Raw genomic sequence first — 14,609 nt, 5'->3', positions numbered from 1 at the left:
GTTAATAAATAAAAATTAGATATGGAAGGAGCTACAATCATGAATAAATCATATATACCAAAATACATATATAAATTCCCTACTAACCTACCTCATGGAGATAAAAAATATACTTTAACATATATTAGAAGAATGATAAGTGAATTTGTATATGATATGGGTAACCTAGAAAATAACCCCTTTACATTCCCAGAAGTACAAACATTACTTGATGGTATAACAGTGGGTGGACATAAATTAAGTGACCAAAATCAAATACTAAATATAAAATCATCATGGGATTATGTAATAAAATTAAGTAACAAAGAAAACTTATCTTTAAATAAAGATACAATTTGCTCTATACATAAAATAGTTGCAAGAGATGAAGCTCTAATCGTTGGAGATTTCAGAAATGGCAATATAGGTATAGCTGGTACCACTCAATATGAGTGCATAGAAGCCACTCTATTAAATGATTTATTTGTAAGTGACATAAATATCATAAATAAAATAACTAACCCCTTAGAAAAGGCTATAATAATAAATTTATGGTTGTCCTATTGTCAATTCTTCTATGATGGTAATAAAAGAACTGCTAGACTTACCTCAAACCTAATACTTATAAATAATGATATAGGAGTTCTATCAATACCAGCTAAACATAAACAAGAATACAACACATTAATGCTAAACTTCTATGAAACACTAGAAGCTGATGAAGTTATAAAATTCTTATTAGAGAAATGTATTACATTCTTTGATGGATATAACTATAAATCATATAAGGAGCTGTTTAAAAATGGCAACTAAAAGAGCTAATGGAGAAGGCTCTATCGGAAAATATAAAGATGGTTGGCGTTCCCGTATAATGATTGGTTACAATGAAGATGGTAAACCAATAAGAAAAGAATTTTATGGTAAGACTCAAAAGGAAGTTAAAGATAAATTAGATGCTTATAAAAAACAATATTATTTAAGCTCTGATATTTCAGATGATAAAATAACTTTAGAACATTGGTTTTACAATTGGTTGTTTGAATATAGAATAAAAGATTTAAAACCTAAGTCATTTGAGAGATATGAAAGCATATATCGCAATTATATTAAAGATACTGATTTAGGCAATGTTAAATTAAGGGACTTAAGAGTATCTCACATACAAAAATATTACAATAGATTACTTGATTCCAATAAAAGTATACCTACTATAAGACAAATAAACACTAAACTGAAAACCTGCTTATCAGAAGCTGAAAAACAAGGTCTTATACAACGTAATTATTGTACTATGGCAAATATACCAGTTGAGAAAAAAGAAAATAAGCTTGAAATATTGACTCTTGAACAACAAAAGAGTTTTATAAAAGCTATAGAGGGGCATAAATTAGAGGTATTATTTTTACTTGCTCTTGGTACTGGACTTAGATTAGGAGAATTATTAGGACTTAAATGGTTTGATATTGATTTTAAAAAGTCTAATTTAACAGTTAAAAGAACTCTTCAAAGAACATATTTTATAGATAAAACTGGAAATAGAGAGCTTAAAGTATTAGAGCAAGAGCCAAAGACATCAAATTCTTACAGAACTGTACCTATTCCAAAAGATGTTTTAAATAAATTGAAAGAGCATAAAGTAAATCAAAATGTGGATATATTAAAGGCTGGAGAATTATATAGAAATGATAATTATGTATTTTGCAATGAATTAGGCATCCCTATAGATGATAAAAGACCTTTAAGGAATTTAAAGTCTATATTAAATAGCTTAAATATAGAGCCTATAAAGTTTCATGGTCTTAGAAAAACTTATGCAACTAGACTTTTTGAGAATGATGTCCCTCCTAAAACTGTACAAGTTTTAATGGGTCATTATGATATATCAATAACTTTGAATATATATACTCAAGTTATGGAAGATAAAAAAATTGAAGCTGTAGAAAAGTTGGATAAAATATTTTCATTGTAAAAATCAAATACATAAAAATACTATGATTTCATATAGTTAATTACAAAATCAAAATAAGGATACAAATTAATTTAATATTATCTTGTATCCTTATTTCGTATCTAGTTTTTTAACTATTTATCTTGGATAGCCTTTATGATGCATTAATCCATTTTCTAGCATTAATTCTTGAGCCAAGTATATATGACCCTTACAGTGCATATCTGATACACCCTCACTTATAAGTTTATATGTTTCAGAAGTATATAAATAATCCATACTTTCTTCCAAACTCTTGCCTGTCTGCCTAGAAAATTCTAATATAATTTTTTTATATAGTATTTGTAATAATGTTTTATTTGCTTCCATAAGCACTATACCTCCTCTTCACATCTAAACTTTAAATATTTATCTATTACATTTTGATTGGTTATACATATTTGTTCATTTGGTTTATAGTATTTTAGTCTTTTTAAAGCTTCATCTTTTTCAATAAGATTATCTTGATACAGTTCTATTGTATTGTAAATCTTATCATCAGCAATTCCACCTATTATAATGTCATATTTCATATATACATCACTCATATTTCTGCATTCTAATATAAAGTCAAGCCATTCTAAATTATAACTATCGAATATTTTTACATTACAGATTTTTTTTAATTCATCAATATCTAAAGAATAGCTATTTAAATATGCTTTTTTACCCCTTTTCTTAAAACGTTCTGTCCAGTTAAGTGCCTGTGTTTTTATACTAGTTAAATAGAATCCTTTTCCAAAATCTAAAGAATCTCTTGAGAAGATAATATTAGGCGTTTTACCACACAGTATGAACCATGATATACAATCATTACATCACGCCCTTTTCTTTAAGCACTTGTATTAAATCTTGCACTATATAACTTTTACTTTGAGAATGTAGTGCTTCATAGCAAGGTATTATATAGTTATCTAAAATATCAGTATCATGTTTAAGAAGTTTATAAACTCCTTCTGAATCTATATCCAATTTTTCTGCTAAAGCTTCAATGCAAAAAATAGAAAATTCTAGTTTTCTTTCATCCATTACAAACCTCAACTCCTATCAAACTTATATAATATATATTTTTATTAATTAACAACTTCAACTGTTTTACATTTATAAAAATATTATATCATAAAGTAGATATTAAAATTCTATGTTACCTAATATCATAATAAATAAATGCTTTTTATACACCCTAAATGCACCCCAACATACCCACAAAAAAAACTCTTTTTCTGTAGTTGGGGTACGGTTGGTGGATTTTATCACCAAAACAAAAAATACTAGTCAATAAAGACTAGCATTTCCAAGTATTTCATCATTCTTTTTTAAAAATTGGTGGAGACGAGGGGAGTCGAACCCCTGTCCGCAAATCTTTTCCTCGCTGCATCTACATGTGTAGCCAACTTTACTAATATCTCACCTTACATAACGCCAAGTGGCAGGCTCTATGCTTAGCCAGTCCCAATTAATCTACCCTAAGTCGAGACACCCTCAAAGTAGTTCCCTGCATAATGACGTCCAGTCTTAGCCGGCAGGAGGGCTAAGAGGGACGAGCAGCAACTAGGCTGCTATCGCGAAATTATCGTCTGCGTTTATTTTAAAGTTCCCCAGTTTTTACGTGACCCAGAGTAACACGACACGCAGCCTCAAGTTCCAAACCCACGTCGAAACCTTTACGCCCCCTTGAGTAGTTTATAGTCCATTAGACTCTTCGCAAACTTTATCACCATTCTTATTAAATTTTTAATGTATATATAATATAATACTTTTAAGAATAAAAATCAATGTTATGTTCTAGATAATAAAGAATTTTATTCTAAAAAATACAATTTTAACTAGTTTAATATTTCCCTGTCATTTCTCTTTCTATACGTCTTTGGGCATCTTTCTTAGCCATATCTTGACGCTTGTCATATAACTTCTTACCTTTTGCTAAAGCAATCTCTACTTTAACTTTACCATTTTTTAAATATAAACTAAGTGGTATAAGTGAATACCCCTTTATAGTAGTTGCTCCAATAAGTTTTCTTATCTCATGCTTGTGAAGCAATAACTTTCTCACTCTTAGAGGGTCAACATTAAATATATTTCCTTGCTCATATGGACTTATATGAACTTGTTTTAAAAATACTTCACTGTTATCTACAGATGCAAATCCATCACTTAGGTTGACTTTACCTTGTCTTATTGATTTTACTTCTGTTCCTTTTAATTCAATTCCACACTCATAGGTTTCCTCTATAAAATATTCATGTCTTGCTCTTTTGTTTGTTGCTAATATTTTTTTACCAGCCATATAAATCTCACCTTCTTTGCTAGAAATTTCTTTAATATATACTAAAAATTTACTAATTATTTTATATCTATAAATCTTTTGACTACCCTGTATGATAACATATTCAAGTACTTTAGTCAATATGACAACTCATACATTAAACTAATTAAGCAATATATATTAAATAATATAACAACATATTGTAAGAAATTGCATCTACTCTATTTAATGCAAAGTCAAAATAAATTACTAAAAATAATCTATCAAACTCAAAACAAAAATTTTAATACTCCAATACCTATTTTTCACTTTTCACTTTTCACTTTTCACTTTTCACTTTTAAATAATTTTAACACTCCCATAAAATATAATACCCACAAATTATAAATACTACTCAAAATACATACTCAAACAATATACTTCAATTATAAATATTCTTAAAATTTCTTAATATCTATGTAAAACTTTGATGATAAAGTAGCTAATTTTTCAAAAAAAATGTAATATATAGTTATATCTTATAATATTTTAGAGATAAATTTTAATATAGTAGGGAGAAATTTGTATGGATTTAAGCAAAAAAGTAAAAATTTTAGAAAATACATCAGATGGTAGAAGTGAATTTGAAATATTAGAATTTGAAAAACTTGAAGGTGCTTCTAGCCCAATGATGGCAATGGGATTATATTTTGCTAGAGAAGCTGGCTTGAAGGCTAGACAAATTAAGATAAAATTAAATAATTCATCAATAAAAACAGAAGCTGGTGCACTGTACTATTATAAAGGAAAGATATCTTCTGAAACTAAAATTGGTGGTGTTGGAGGTCTTTTCAAAAAAGGAATATCAGGAGCACTTACTAATGAGTCAATGATGAAACCTACATATAAGGGTACTGGCGAAGTTTACTTAGAGCCTTCTTTTAGACATTATTTATTTATGAGCCTTGATAATGATTCTATAATCGTCGATAAAGGTCTATTCTATTGTTGCTCTGACACTATAGAAGTAAAGGCATTTACGCAAAAGAACTTCTCTTCTGCTTTACTTGGCGGTGAAGGTTTCTTCCAAATAGAGTTAAGTGGTACTGGTGTAGTTGTTCTAGAATGTGTTGTGCCTCAAAGTGAAATTGTAGAATATGAATTGAGCAATGGAGAAGAATTAAAAGTAGATGGTAACTTTGCAATAGCCAGAACATCTGGAGTTAATTTTTCTGTTACAAAGTCAGATAAATCTTTAATTGGTTCTGCTTTAAATGGTGAAGGTTTCTTAAATACATTTACTGGAAATGGTACAGTTTGGTTAGCTCCTACTCAAGTAATGTACGAAAAACTAAGCTTTGGAGCCATGCCTACTAATGATAATATGAATAATAAGGTTTCTAAGCAAAAATAGAAATTTTATGAAAATTTTATAAAACCATTCATGTAAAGTTAATATAAAATATACTTTTGACATCTTTAGATAAAATTTAGTAAATAGATATATTTTATAATATAAAGACATCAGTGTAAATATAAAAAAGCTGTAGGTAAATTTGTTTCTACACAAATCTACTTACAGCCTCAAATCTACTAATAGCCTCTTTTATAAATATAAATTCATATTTAAAAATATATTCTTTTTATCTGATGCTCTAATTCAAATCTTATCTGCGTTAAATCATTCAATTATCAATAAATCCAATTAAATAAAATTATTGATAGCATATATTATAAATCTAATAACTTTTATTATAGTTCTGATTATTAACCTAAAAATGCCTATTATTACTCTATTTGATTTACCTACAATAAACAATTTTAATCTAACTAACCAATCTTTCTCTTTATTGGCTTTATCAAAAGAGATACAACTATAAGCACAATACTTCCACATATCAACCAATACTTTTCATCAAAGCTACCTCGACTCATAGACATTATAAAGAAATTTCCAACATACTTATCTTTAGTCATCATATTTAAAATTAAATATCCTATAGATACCATATATCCTATAATAGTATTGTTAAATAAATTAGAAAATAACATACCTAAACTTCCTATAAACATAGCTGATGCAAAACTCCCCACAATATATTTAAATATAGGAAAATTGCCTCCAAGATGTTTTAACATCAGTACAAATCCAGCAATTAACACAAGCATACTTATAATTGACATTATTATTCTTATTAATTGTATAACTACTTGAGATACTGATTTTGATGATACTATCTCATCAATTTCCTTTGATTGTTCTAAGTAAAATATAGGAACTATCATTATTATTCCTACTATTACAACATAGTTTTCAAGACATATAGCTGCTGAAATACTATCTAAATTTGCTACCCCTTGTATAAATGGAATCAAACATAACATACCAATTGAACATATTAGATTAATTAGAGTGCTTAATTTGAAGTTTTCTTTTATTAAAACTAAATAATTTTGAAAACCTTGAACCAACATTAAGATTCCCCCTTCTTTTTTGTTCATATAAAAATGTAGTTATCAAGACAATTATTAATGCTCCTAATCCTATTAAAAGTCTATTACTCATAATAGTATTAAAGTTTTCTGCTATAATAGTTCCATTTAGTACATTATTATGTCTTATCATTAGTCCCATTGATGGATAATCTCCTTCAAGACCTATAGAGTTTATACTGTAAAACCACCAAATTAATTGAACAATAATTGCTACTGGTGTGTCTGTTAAAACAGTCAGACTCACTCCTACAGCTGTAACTATCATAAGAGTTGGCAATAACCACCACAGTGTATATTTTATAAATGCTAAATTATCAACAGAAATTCCTTCATCTTTAGCAAATGAAATTAAAGGAAGTAATTCTTTTATACCTAAAATTAAAACTGGCAACATCATCATAAATACAAGAGCAAAATATCTTGATAAAATTATTTTAGATGTTGATGCTTGTTTTGAATAGACAATTTCGCTCATTCTTGAACGTCTATCTTTCATTGACATAAAAACTGCTACAAATACTGGAAATATACTTAAAATTATACCAATATAGTCACAAAAAATTCTTGCATAACCATTAGTTACTTTATCTTTTTGTATTGTATAGTTATAATTTTGCATAGCTTCTTCATAAGTAATTGGAACTATACCAAATCTTTGTAATTTATCAATGGCATACGCAGACCCACCACCTAAAATTTCATCTATGCTTTGCATTATTTCTTCAAATTTTTCAAATGATAATTTAGAAGAATTTATTTCTATATTTTCTCCACTTTCCCAAATTGAGTTTACTTTGTCAATACTGTTACCAGTTATCTCCTCAATATACTTCTCTATAGTTTGGGTCTTACTTTCATTTAATTTTATATGCTTAATAATTCCCATTGGATATGTTGTATATGAATTTTCTTGATATTCTCTAATTAAACTTATAGTTGCACTTGGAATTACTTTATCAGACTTCAAAGATTCTTTTTGACCATATGGATATTGATTGTGTTTTAAGTAGTATTCATCAATGTTTTCTACTTTTTGAGGAGCAACTAATGGATTCCCTTCATTAGGAATATTTTTGCTTACATCTTCTGAAACTGAGCTTCCAAGTTGTGAAATATAGAAAACTACTAATACTACAATAAAAACATAATAGACTGTGCTTTTTAATATGTTTTTACACTCTTTTATAAATAGATTCATATCTTATTTCCTCCCATCATAAGCATATAGCCATCTTCGATAGTTGGATTACATTCTACTGCTGTTTCAAAAGGTTTTTCTTCTGATATGATTCTAAGTGTAGCTTTTCCACCTTGAGTCAACATACCTATAACTACAAATCTATTTTTTATATTTTCTATGTCCTTTTTATCTACTTCAACACTATATACTTTTCCATAAGCAAGTTTTGTTAATGCCTCAGTTGTTCCATTATATATAACTTTTCCATTATCTAATATAGCTATATTTTCACATGTTGCTTCTATGTCTCCTACAATATGTGTTGATAATATAACTATTCTATCATTGGCAATCTCACATAATAAATTTCTAAATCGTATACGCTCTTCTGGGTCAAGTCCTGCTGTTGGTTCATCTACGATTAAAACTTTAGGATTATGAATCAGCGCTTGGGCAATTCCAAGTCTTCTATTCATACCTCCAGACAAAGATTTTACTTTTACTCTTTGATGATTAGTTAAATTTACTTTACTTAATAACTTATTGATAATTTTTCTTCTTTTTCCTGATGGTATATTTGATAAAACAGCTAGATAATCCATTGCTTCATACACTGTCATATTTGGATACATTGAAAAATCTTGAGGAAGGTAACCAACCATATCTCTAATTTCTTTCGTTTTTTCTATAGGAATTCCACACATATCTATTGAGCCATCAGTTTTTGACAATAAAGTAGCTAGAATTCGCATAAATGTTGTTTTTCCTGCTCCATTTCTTCCCAAAAGTCCAAACATTCCACTATCAATTTCAATGTTTACATTTTCAAGAGCCAATTTTGAACCAAACCTCTTACTGAGATTAGACACTGATATTTTCATTTCCATATATAAGTACACCCCCATAAATCATTTTATAGTATTTTATTTTTATTAATTTTTTATTATATTTCCATAATAAATTCTAAAACTTAAGATATTATTTAGAAATTTCTAAATTTTTTCTAAAGATTCTAATTTCTCTTAATAAATAAAATAAATACGCTTATATACTAATGACTTCTGTACTATAGTGATTTAAAAATAATTGAAGTGTCTAAAGATAATATTACTATTTAAAAAGTTCTTTTAAAATTACTATAATTGGATTACATTCTACTGCTGTTTCAATATGTACGTTTATAAAGGCATCATTTACTCATATCTAACTTTATTAAAATTTACAACTTTATAGTAAACAACTTTATAGTAAACAACTTTATAAAACTTACAATCTTATGATAAATAGCTTTATAATAATCATTACATTATACAAAATATTACAGCTTGTCCCTCATTAGAAGCTACTTGCATAAATTTTTTAAGTTCAATTAAATTAGCCCATACATATTCAAAAAATTCATCCTCATCTTCATCATCCATAACAGGATAAATTTCATTTTCTAGCATTTCACTGACACTAAATTTTTTTCTAAATTCTTCTTCTTCCAAATTGTTCATTGCCTCTGATAGTTTTTTTACATCATTAGCTGTAATTAACATAGGATAAAATTCTCATTCAATTTCCATAAATGTGTTTCCACTCAACACTAATTTACTAAAAATATTAGCATTATCTCCACCAAAAGGACAACCAGTTAGAGTAAACTGAATTGCATGCCATGCTTTATCAATATTAATACTGCTATCTTCCTGTACATCTTCAAACATAAAATCCTCTAAGTTATCTGTTGATTGTTGTAATTTCAAAATATTTTCTTCACTTATTCTAAAGTAACTTCCTATCATGCCCATAATTACTTCCCTCCTAAGTAGTATTTTTATAATTTTAACTCATAACAAAAGGTATTGACAAGAAAATTCACTAAAAAAAATGTCATTACATCTTAAAAATCAAAGTATACATGAGGTAATATTTCTGATGTGGAACCAAAGAATTTTATTACGCACACACATGCACTAATATTGCATAAACTAGTCCTATCTTTTTAGTAAAATACATGTGTTGTCGTGTCAAAATTATATAAAATAAAAAATAAGTGTATCTCAAGTTCTAAATGATACACTTATTTCCTATAAAAATCTATTTTTTTAATATATATTTTTTGCTAAATGCTAAATATGGTCTAAACATCTACTTTTTATCAAATATTCTACATTTAGTCATACCATAAACACTACAAATGTTCATGTCTACTTTTAAATATTTCTGTATTTTCTTATTTTAAGATATTAATTTTTTCCTGTTTACTCTTATTTTCAAATATTAAACCTTATTCTTTATATTTTGTTTATTCTTCAATCTTTTCAACTATCTCAAAGTCAATTTCTTTAAAGTCTACATTTACACCTTCAACTTTTATCTTAACAAGGTCACCTATTTTATATGACTTCTTGGTTCTCTCACCTAACACACTATAAGAACTTTCATCATAGATATAATAGTCATCATTCATATTTGCAAGTCTTATCAATCCTTCTATAGTATTATCTAGCTCAACAAATATTCCAAATGAAGTTACACTAGATACAACACCTTCAAACTCTTGACCAACTTTATCCTTCATATAAAGAGCCTTATAGAAGTCATGTACATCTCTTTCAGCCAATTCTGCTTTTCTCTCTTTTTCAGATGATTGAACAGATGCATAATCTACTATAGTAGTAAGTTGCTCTTGTCTCTTTCCATTTATCTTATTATTTAAAGACTCTTTTATTATTCTATGAATTTGAAGGTCAGGATATCTTCTTATTGGTGAAGTAAAGTGACAATAGAATTTAGCAGCTAACCCAAAGTGTCCACTACATTCTGGTGAATACTTAGCCTGTTTTAAAGAACGAAGCATTATGGTACTGATTGCTCCCTCTTCTGTTTTGCCTTTTATCTTCTCTATTATTCCTTGTAATGCCTTTGGATGTACTTCTTCTTTATCACCTTTTATTGTATATCCAAATGTAGATATAAATTTACTCAATTCTTCCATTTTTTCTAAAGATGGTGTTTCATGTATTCTATACACAAATGGTATACCCATCCAATAAAAATGTTCAGCAATTGTTTCATTACTTATAAGCATAAACTCTTCTATTATTTTATTAGAAATTCTTCTTTCATATGGTTTTATATCTGCAACTTCTCCATTTCCATTTAGAATTATCTTTGCTTCTGGGAAGTTAAAGTCTATAGCCCCTCTTTTTTCTCTTCTTGACATAAGAATTCTAGCCAAAATTTCAGAATTTTTAAAATCATCTACAACATGTTCAAAAGTCTTTTTAAGCTTTTCATCATCTTTTTCTAATATATCGGATACTTCTGTATAAGTCATTCTAGCCTTTGAATTTATTATAGATTCACATATTTCATGCTTAACTACATTTCCCTTATGGTCTATTTCCATAAATATAGAAAGAGTTAATTTGTCTTCAAATGGATTTAAACTACATACTCCATTAGAAAGAGTCTTTGGCAACATTGGAATTACTTTATCTACTAAATACACAGATGTAGCCCTTTTTAAAGCTTCTTTATCTAATTTATTTTTTTCTCTTACATAATGTGTAACATCAGCTATATGAACCCCTAATTTAAAGTTTCCATTAGATAATACCTCTATTGATATAGCATCATCTAAATCTTTTGCGTCATCTCCGTCTATAGTAAATATATTTAAATCCCTTAAATCTCTTCTTCTTTTTACCTCTTCTTCTGGAATTTCAACAGCAACAGCTTCTGCTTCTTGCAATACCTTCTTAGGAAATTCTTCTGGAAGACCATGTTCTCTTATTATAGAGTCTATTTCTACTCCTCTTTCACCTTTTTGACCCAGTATTTCTATAATCTTTCCTTCTGGTTTTCTATCTTCTTGTGGCCATACTGTAATTTCACAAACTACCTTATCATTATCTACTGCACCACTAAAATATCTTTTAGGTATATATACATCCTTAGTAAATTTCTTATTGTCTGGTGTTACAAATCCAAAAGTTTTACTTGATTGAAAAGTACCTACTATTTTAGTTATTTCTCTCTTTATAATTTTTACGATTCGTCCTTCTGCTCTTTTTTCTTCAGTTGCAGGTACAACTATCTCTGCCATAACTCTATCATTATGCATAGCTCCATTTATATTGTCACTTGAGATAAATAAATCTTGTGTGTATTCAACATCAGATTCTACAAATCCAAAGCCTTTTTTATGTGATGTAAATTTACCAACAAAATATCCCATTTGATTTGATGATACTATTTTATTTTTCTTAGTAAAACATATATATCCATCTTCCTCTAATTCTTCTAAAAAATTATAGAACATTGGCATTTCTGATGAATGTATATCAAAAATTTCTGCTAATTCTTCCTTTTTTAGAGGATTATATGCACTTTCGTTTATTAATCCTAACAAACTCTCTTTAAGTCCTGGTATCATTTTTTCCTCCTATTTTACTTTCTTGTTATATTATTTTTTTAGTTTTCTATTATATTACCCTTTGTATATCTTCTATATTACCTTTCATATATCTTCACACACCGTTTTTTATATTCTTTTATTATTGTTCAAGTTAAATCAATTATTATATGTTTTTTATATTTAATTGAAACTATCTTAATAAATCTTTAAAAAAGTTATGATAATTCTCTAATAATAGTTTAAGTTATCATAAGCACAATTGTAATTTACTTAAAATATCATTATTACAGCTACTTTATCACCTAATTATACACCATCATATAGAATTGGTAAAATATTCATTCCATCTAAGTATTACTATATAATAATTTATTCTATTAGTATACTCAAATTAAGTTAAATTTATATAACTCAATTAATTTTTTAAATATAACTTTTTATAATATAAAACTTATAATAAAAGTAAATTTATATGTTAAATTAGGTTGATTTTTTATTGTTTTTTATTTATTCTAATATTAAAGGCTTGCAAACGTTTTTTGACAAGTCTTTATTTTATATAAATTAAATAAATTTTTTTATTATAAATAATATATTAAATTTAAACTAATCTACTTATTGGAGGAGATAAACTTGGAAGAAGTAATTGCAAAAATTATTACCATAGAAAATGGTTTTAAAGAAATCGAAAATATTGCTAAAAAAATTGTGAAAAATAATGACTCAAAGAAGTGTTATTATCTATCAATTTACTTATATAGATCAGAATACTATCAAGTAAGAGAATTAGCAGTGTTTATATTAGGCTTTATATCAATACATATTTCTGAAGCCTTATTATTTTTAAAAAACAATGTGAGTAAAGATGAAAACTGGAGAGTACAAGAAATATTAGCTAAATCATTTGATTATTATTGTAGTGAAGTTGGATATGATAAATCACTTCCTGTGATAAAAGAGTGGTTAAGTTCTGACAACCCAAATATAAAGAGAGCTGTAACAGAAGGGCTTAGAGTTTGGACTATCCGAGACTATTTTAAGACCAACCCCACTGTAGCTATATCATTGCTTTCTAGTTTAAAAGATGAGGACAGTGAATACTTAAGAAAATCTGTTGGAAATGCTCTTAGAGACATAAGTAAAAAACATCCAGATTTAGTAAAAAACGAATTAAACTCATGGGATGTTTCAAATAAAAAAGTTGAACTTGTATATAAACTTGCTTCAAAACGTATTTTGGCAAAATAAATTGGAGGTGACTATACTTGAAGCTTCGTGAAAAATATACATGTCCATTAGAACTAACACATGATATGATAAAAGGTAAATGGAAGTCTATTATATTATGGAGATTACATATAGGTCCAACTTCTCTATCAAAACTAGAAAAAGAGATTAATGGAATCAACCAAAAAATGTTGCTTGAACAACTTAAAGAATTGATTGAATTTGGGCTGGTTGATAAAAAAACCTATGAAGGATATCCACTTAAAGTTGAATATTCACTTACACCTATTCGTGAAAAACAGATGTTAGATGCTTTGGCTGTAATGCAAGATATAGGAATTAATTTCATGCTAGAGAATGGTAAAGTAAGTAATTTACCATTCTTTACAACTGGTATATAATAAACTTACAGAAAATTTTTATTAATTTATTATATATTTAGGAGGCAAATTATTATGAAAGTAACTAGTACAGGTATAGTAAATGGTGTTATAGAAGATAAATATGGAAAAAGAGGAAATCAATTTAATAAAGGTGGTATGCCTACATATTCATTACCTCTAAAATTTGAAAATGCTCCAGAGCATACAGTGTCCTTTGCTGTATTTTTAGAGGACAAAGATTCAGTTCCTGTATGTGGATTTGCATGGATACATTGGCTAGCTGCAAATATAACAAAAGATGAATTAAAGGAAAATGAAAGCATAACAGCTACTGATTTTATTCAAGGGACTACTAGTTGGCATAGTAAATTAGGTGATATTGGTAGATTAGAAGCTAGTGTTTATGGTGGTATGGCTCCTCCAGATAGACCACATGTTTATGAAATACATGTGTTTGCCCTTGATACTACTCTTAATCTTGAAAAGGGATTTTATATGAATGAGTTTTTTGAAGCCATGGATGGGCATATTTTAGATAGATTTACACTTAAAGGGAGTTATTCTAATTAATTAGATTTACTATAGCTAATCATTAATTTGTTACACTTAATTAATGATTAGCTTAATTGCTATTAAATTATTTTTCTATTTTAATTAATTGTTGATTCAATGGATTCGAATTATTTTTTATATTTTATTTAACT

The 14,609-nt window shown here is 27.4% G+C and carries 14 protein-coding genes, 1 other RNA gene and 1 pseudogene; 6 read left to right on the top strand and 10 right to left on the bottom strand.

Translation table 11 applies throughout. The features are described 5' to 3' along the window. Positions 1-39: 39 nt before the first annotated feature. Both IC213_RS06745 and IC213_RS06740 read left to right on the top strand, forming a co-directional pair. Positions 40-792, top strand: coding sequence for a Fic family protein (locus IC213_RS06745; protein ID WP_227862880.1), 753 nt, complete (start codon positions 40-42; stop codon positions 790-792). Further along, positions 782-1,948 (top strand): site-specific integrase, encoded by a 1,167-nt coding sequence (locus IC213_RS06740; RefSeq protein ID WP_227862879.1) that lies wholly within the window; start codon positions 782-784, stop codon positions 1,946-1,948. The genes IC213_RS06745 and IC213_RS06740 overlap by 11 nt, the downstream gene beginning before the upstream one ends. Before the next feature lie 117 nt (positions 1,949-2,065). Here IC213_RS06740 and IC213_RS06735 read toward each other — a convergent pair whose 3' ends face one another. From IC213_RS06735 to smpB, 5 genes are all read right to left on the bottom strand, one after another. Further along, positions 2,066-2,296 carry a hypothetical protein gene (locus IC213_RS06735; RefSeq protein ID WP_227862878.1) on the bottom strand — a complete coding sequence of 77 codons (231 nt, stop codon included), beginning with the start codon at positions 2,294-2,296 and terminating at the stop codon, positions 2,066-2,068. Between the two features lie 5 nt (positions 2,297-2,301). Next, the gene (locus tag IC213_RS06730; protein WP_227863004.1) at positions 2,302-2,733 is read right to left on the bottom strand and encodes a DUF3990 domain-containing protein; all 432 of its coding nucleotides are present in this window, start codon (positions 2,731-2,733) and stop codon (positions 2,302-2,304) included. Between the two features lie 46 nt (positions 2,734-2,779). After that, on the bottom strand, positions 2,780-2,995 hold the full coding sequence (locus IC213_RS06725; RefSeq protein WP_227450928.1) for a DUF3791 domain-containing protein: 216 nt from the start codon (positions 2,993-2,995) through the stop codon (positions 2,780-2,782). Between the two features lie 295 nt (positions 2,996-3,290). Next, positions 3,291-3,640: a transfer-messenger RNA gene (gene ssrA / locus IC213_RS06720) on the bottom strand. A 157-nt stretch (positions 3,641-3,797) separates the two neighbouring features. Then, a complete protein-coding gene (smpB, locus tag IC213_RS06715) occupies positions 3,798-4,253 on the bottom strand; it encodes an SsrA-binding protein SmpB (protein ID WP_054275121.1) in 456 nt (151 codons plus the stop codon). 544 nt (positions 4,254-4,797) lie between these two features. On the opposite strand from smpB, the gene IC213_RS06710 reads away from it, so the two are divergent. Next, complete coding sequence (locus IC213_RS06710; RefSeq protein ID WP_227433791.1) at positions 4,798-5,625, top strand: AIM24 family protein; 828 nt, start codon at positions 4,798-4,800, stop codon at positions 5,623-5,625. Between the two features lie 416 nt (positions 5,626-6,041). Here the strand turns inward: IC213_RS06710 and IC213_RS06705 are convergent, their stop codons facing one another. From IC213_RS06705 to rnr, 5 genes and pseudogenes are all read right to left on the bottom strand, one after another. Beyond that, positions 6,042-6,686, bottom strand: coding sequence for an ABC transporter permease (locus tag IC213_RS06705; RefSeq protein WP_227862877.1), 645 nt, complete (start codon positions 6,684-6,686; stop codon positions 6,042-6,044). After that, positions 6,616-7,905, bottom strand: coding sequence for an ABC transporter permease (locus tag IC213_RS06700; RefSeq protein ID WP_227862876.1), 1,290 nt, complete (start codon positions 7,903-7,905; stop codon positions 6,616-6,618). The genes IC213_RS06705 and IC213_RS06700 overlap by 71 nt, the downstream gene beginning before the upstream one ends. After that, positions 7,902-8,774, bottom strand: a complete 873-nt coding sequence (locus IC213_RS06695) for an ABC transporter ATP-binding protein (protein ID WP_227433788.1) — start codon at positions 8,772-8,774, stop codon at positions 7,902-7,904. Before IC213_RS06695 ends, IC213_RS06700 begins: the two co-directional genes overlap by 4 nt. A gap of 414 nt (positions 8,775-9,188) precedes the next feature. After that, a pseudogene (locus IC213_RS06690) lies at positions 9,189-9,674 on the bottom strand (YfbM family protein). 503 nt (positions 9,675-10,177) lie between these two features. Then, complete coding sequence (gene rnr, locus IC213_RS06685) at positions 10,178-12,313, bottom strand: ribonuclease R (RefSeq protein ID WP_227433786.1); 2,136 nt, start codon at positions 12,311-12,313, stop codon at positions 10,178-10,180. 615 nt (positions 12,314-12,928) lie between these two features. Here rnr and IC213_RS06680 point away from each other — a divergent pair. The 3 genes from IC213_RS06680 to IC213_RS06670 are packed head-to-tail and all read left to right on the top strand — an operon-like array spanning position 12,929 to position 14,475. Beyond that, positions 12,929-13,543 (top strand): DNA alkylation repair protein, encoded by a 615-nt coding sequence (locus IC213_RS06680; protein WP_227433785.1) that lies wholly within the window; start codon positions 12,929-12,931, stop codon positions 13,541-13,543. A gap of 17 nt (positions 13,544-13,560) precedes the next feature. After that, positions 13,561-13,923 (top strand): winged helix-turn-helix transcriptional regulator, encoded by a 363-nt coding sequence (locus IC213_RS06675; RefSeq protein ID WP_227862875.1) that lies wholly within the window; start codon positions 13,561-13,563, stop codon positions 13,921-13,923. Positions 13,924-13,977: 54 nt separating this feature from the next. After that, positions 13,978-14,475: a YbhB/YbcL family Raf kinase inhibitor-like protein gene (locus IC213_RS06670; RefSeq protein WP_227862874.1), complete on the top strand. Its 498-nt coding sequence runs from the start codon at positions 13,978-13,980 to the stop codon at positions 14,473-14,475. Positions 14,476-14,609 lie beyond the last annotated feature (134 nt).

Source organism: Clostridioides sp. ES-S-0049-02 (assembly GCF_020658465.1).
Lineage (GTDB): Bacteria > Bacillota > Clostridia > Peptostreptococcales > Peptostreptococcaceae > Clostridioides.
Note: the sequence above shows the minus strand (reverse complement) of the source record. Positions and strands in the feature narration are given on the sequence as shown.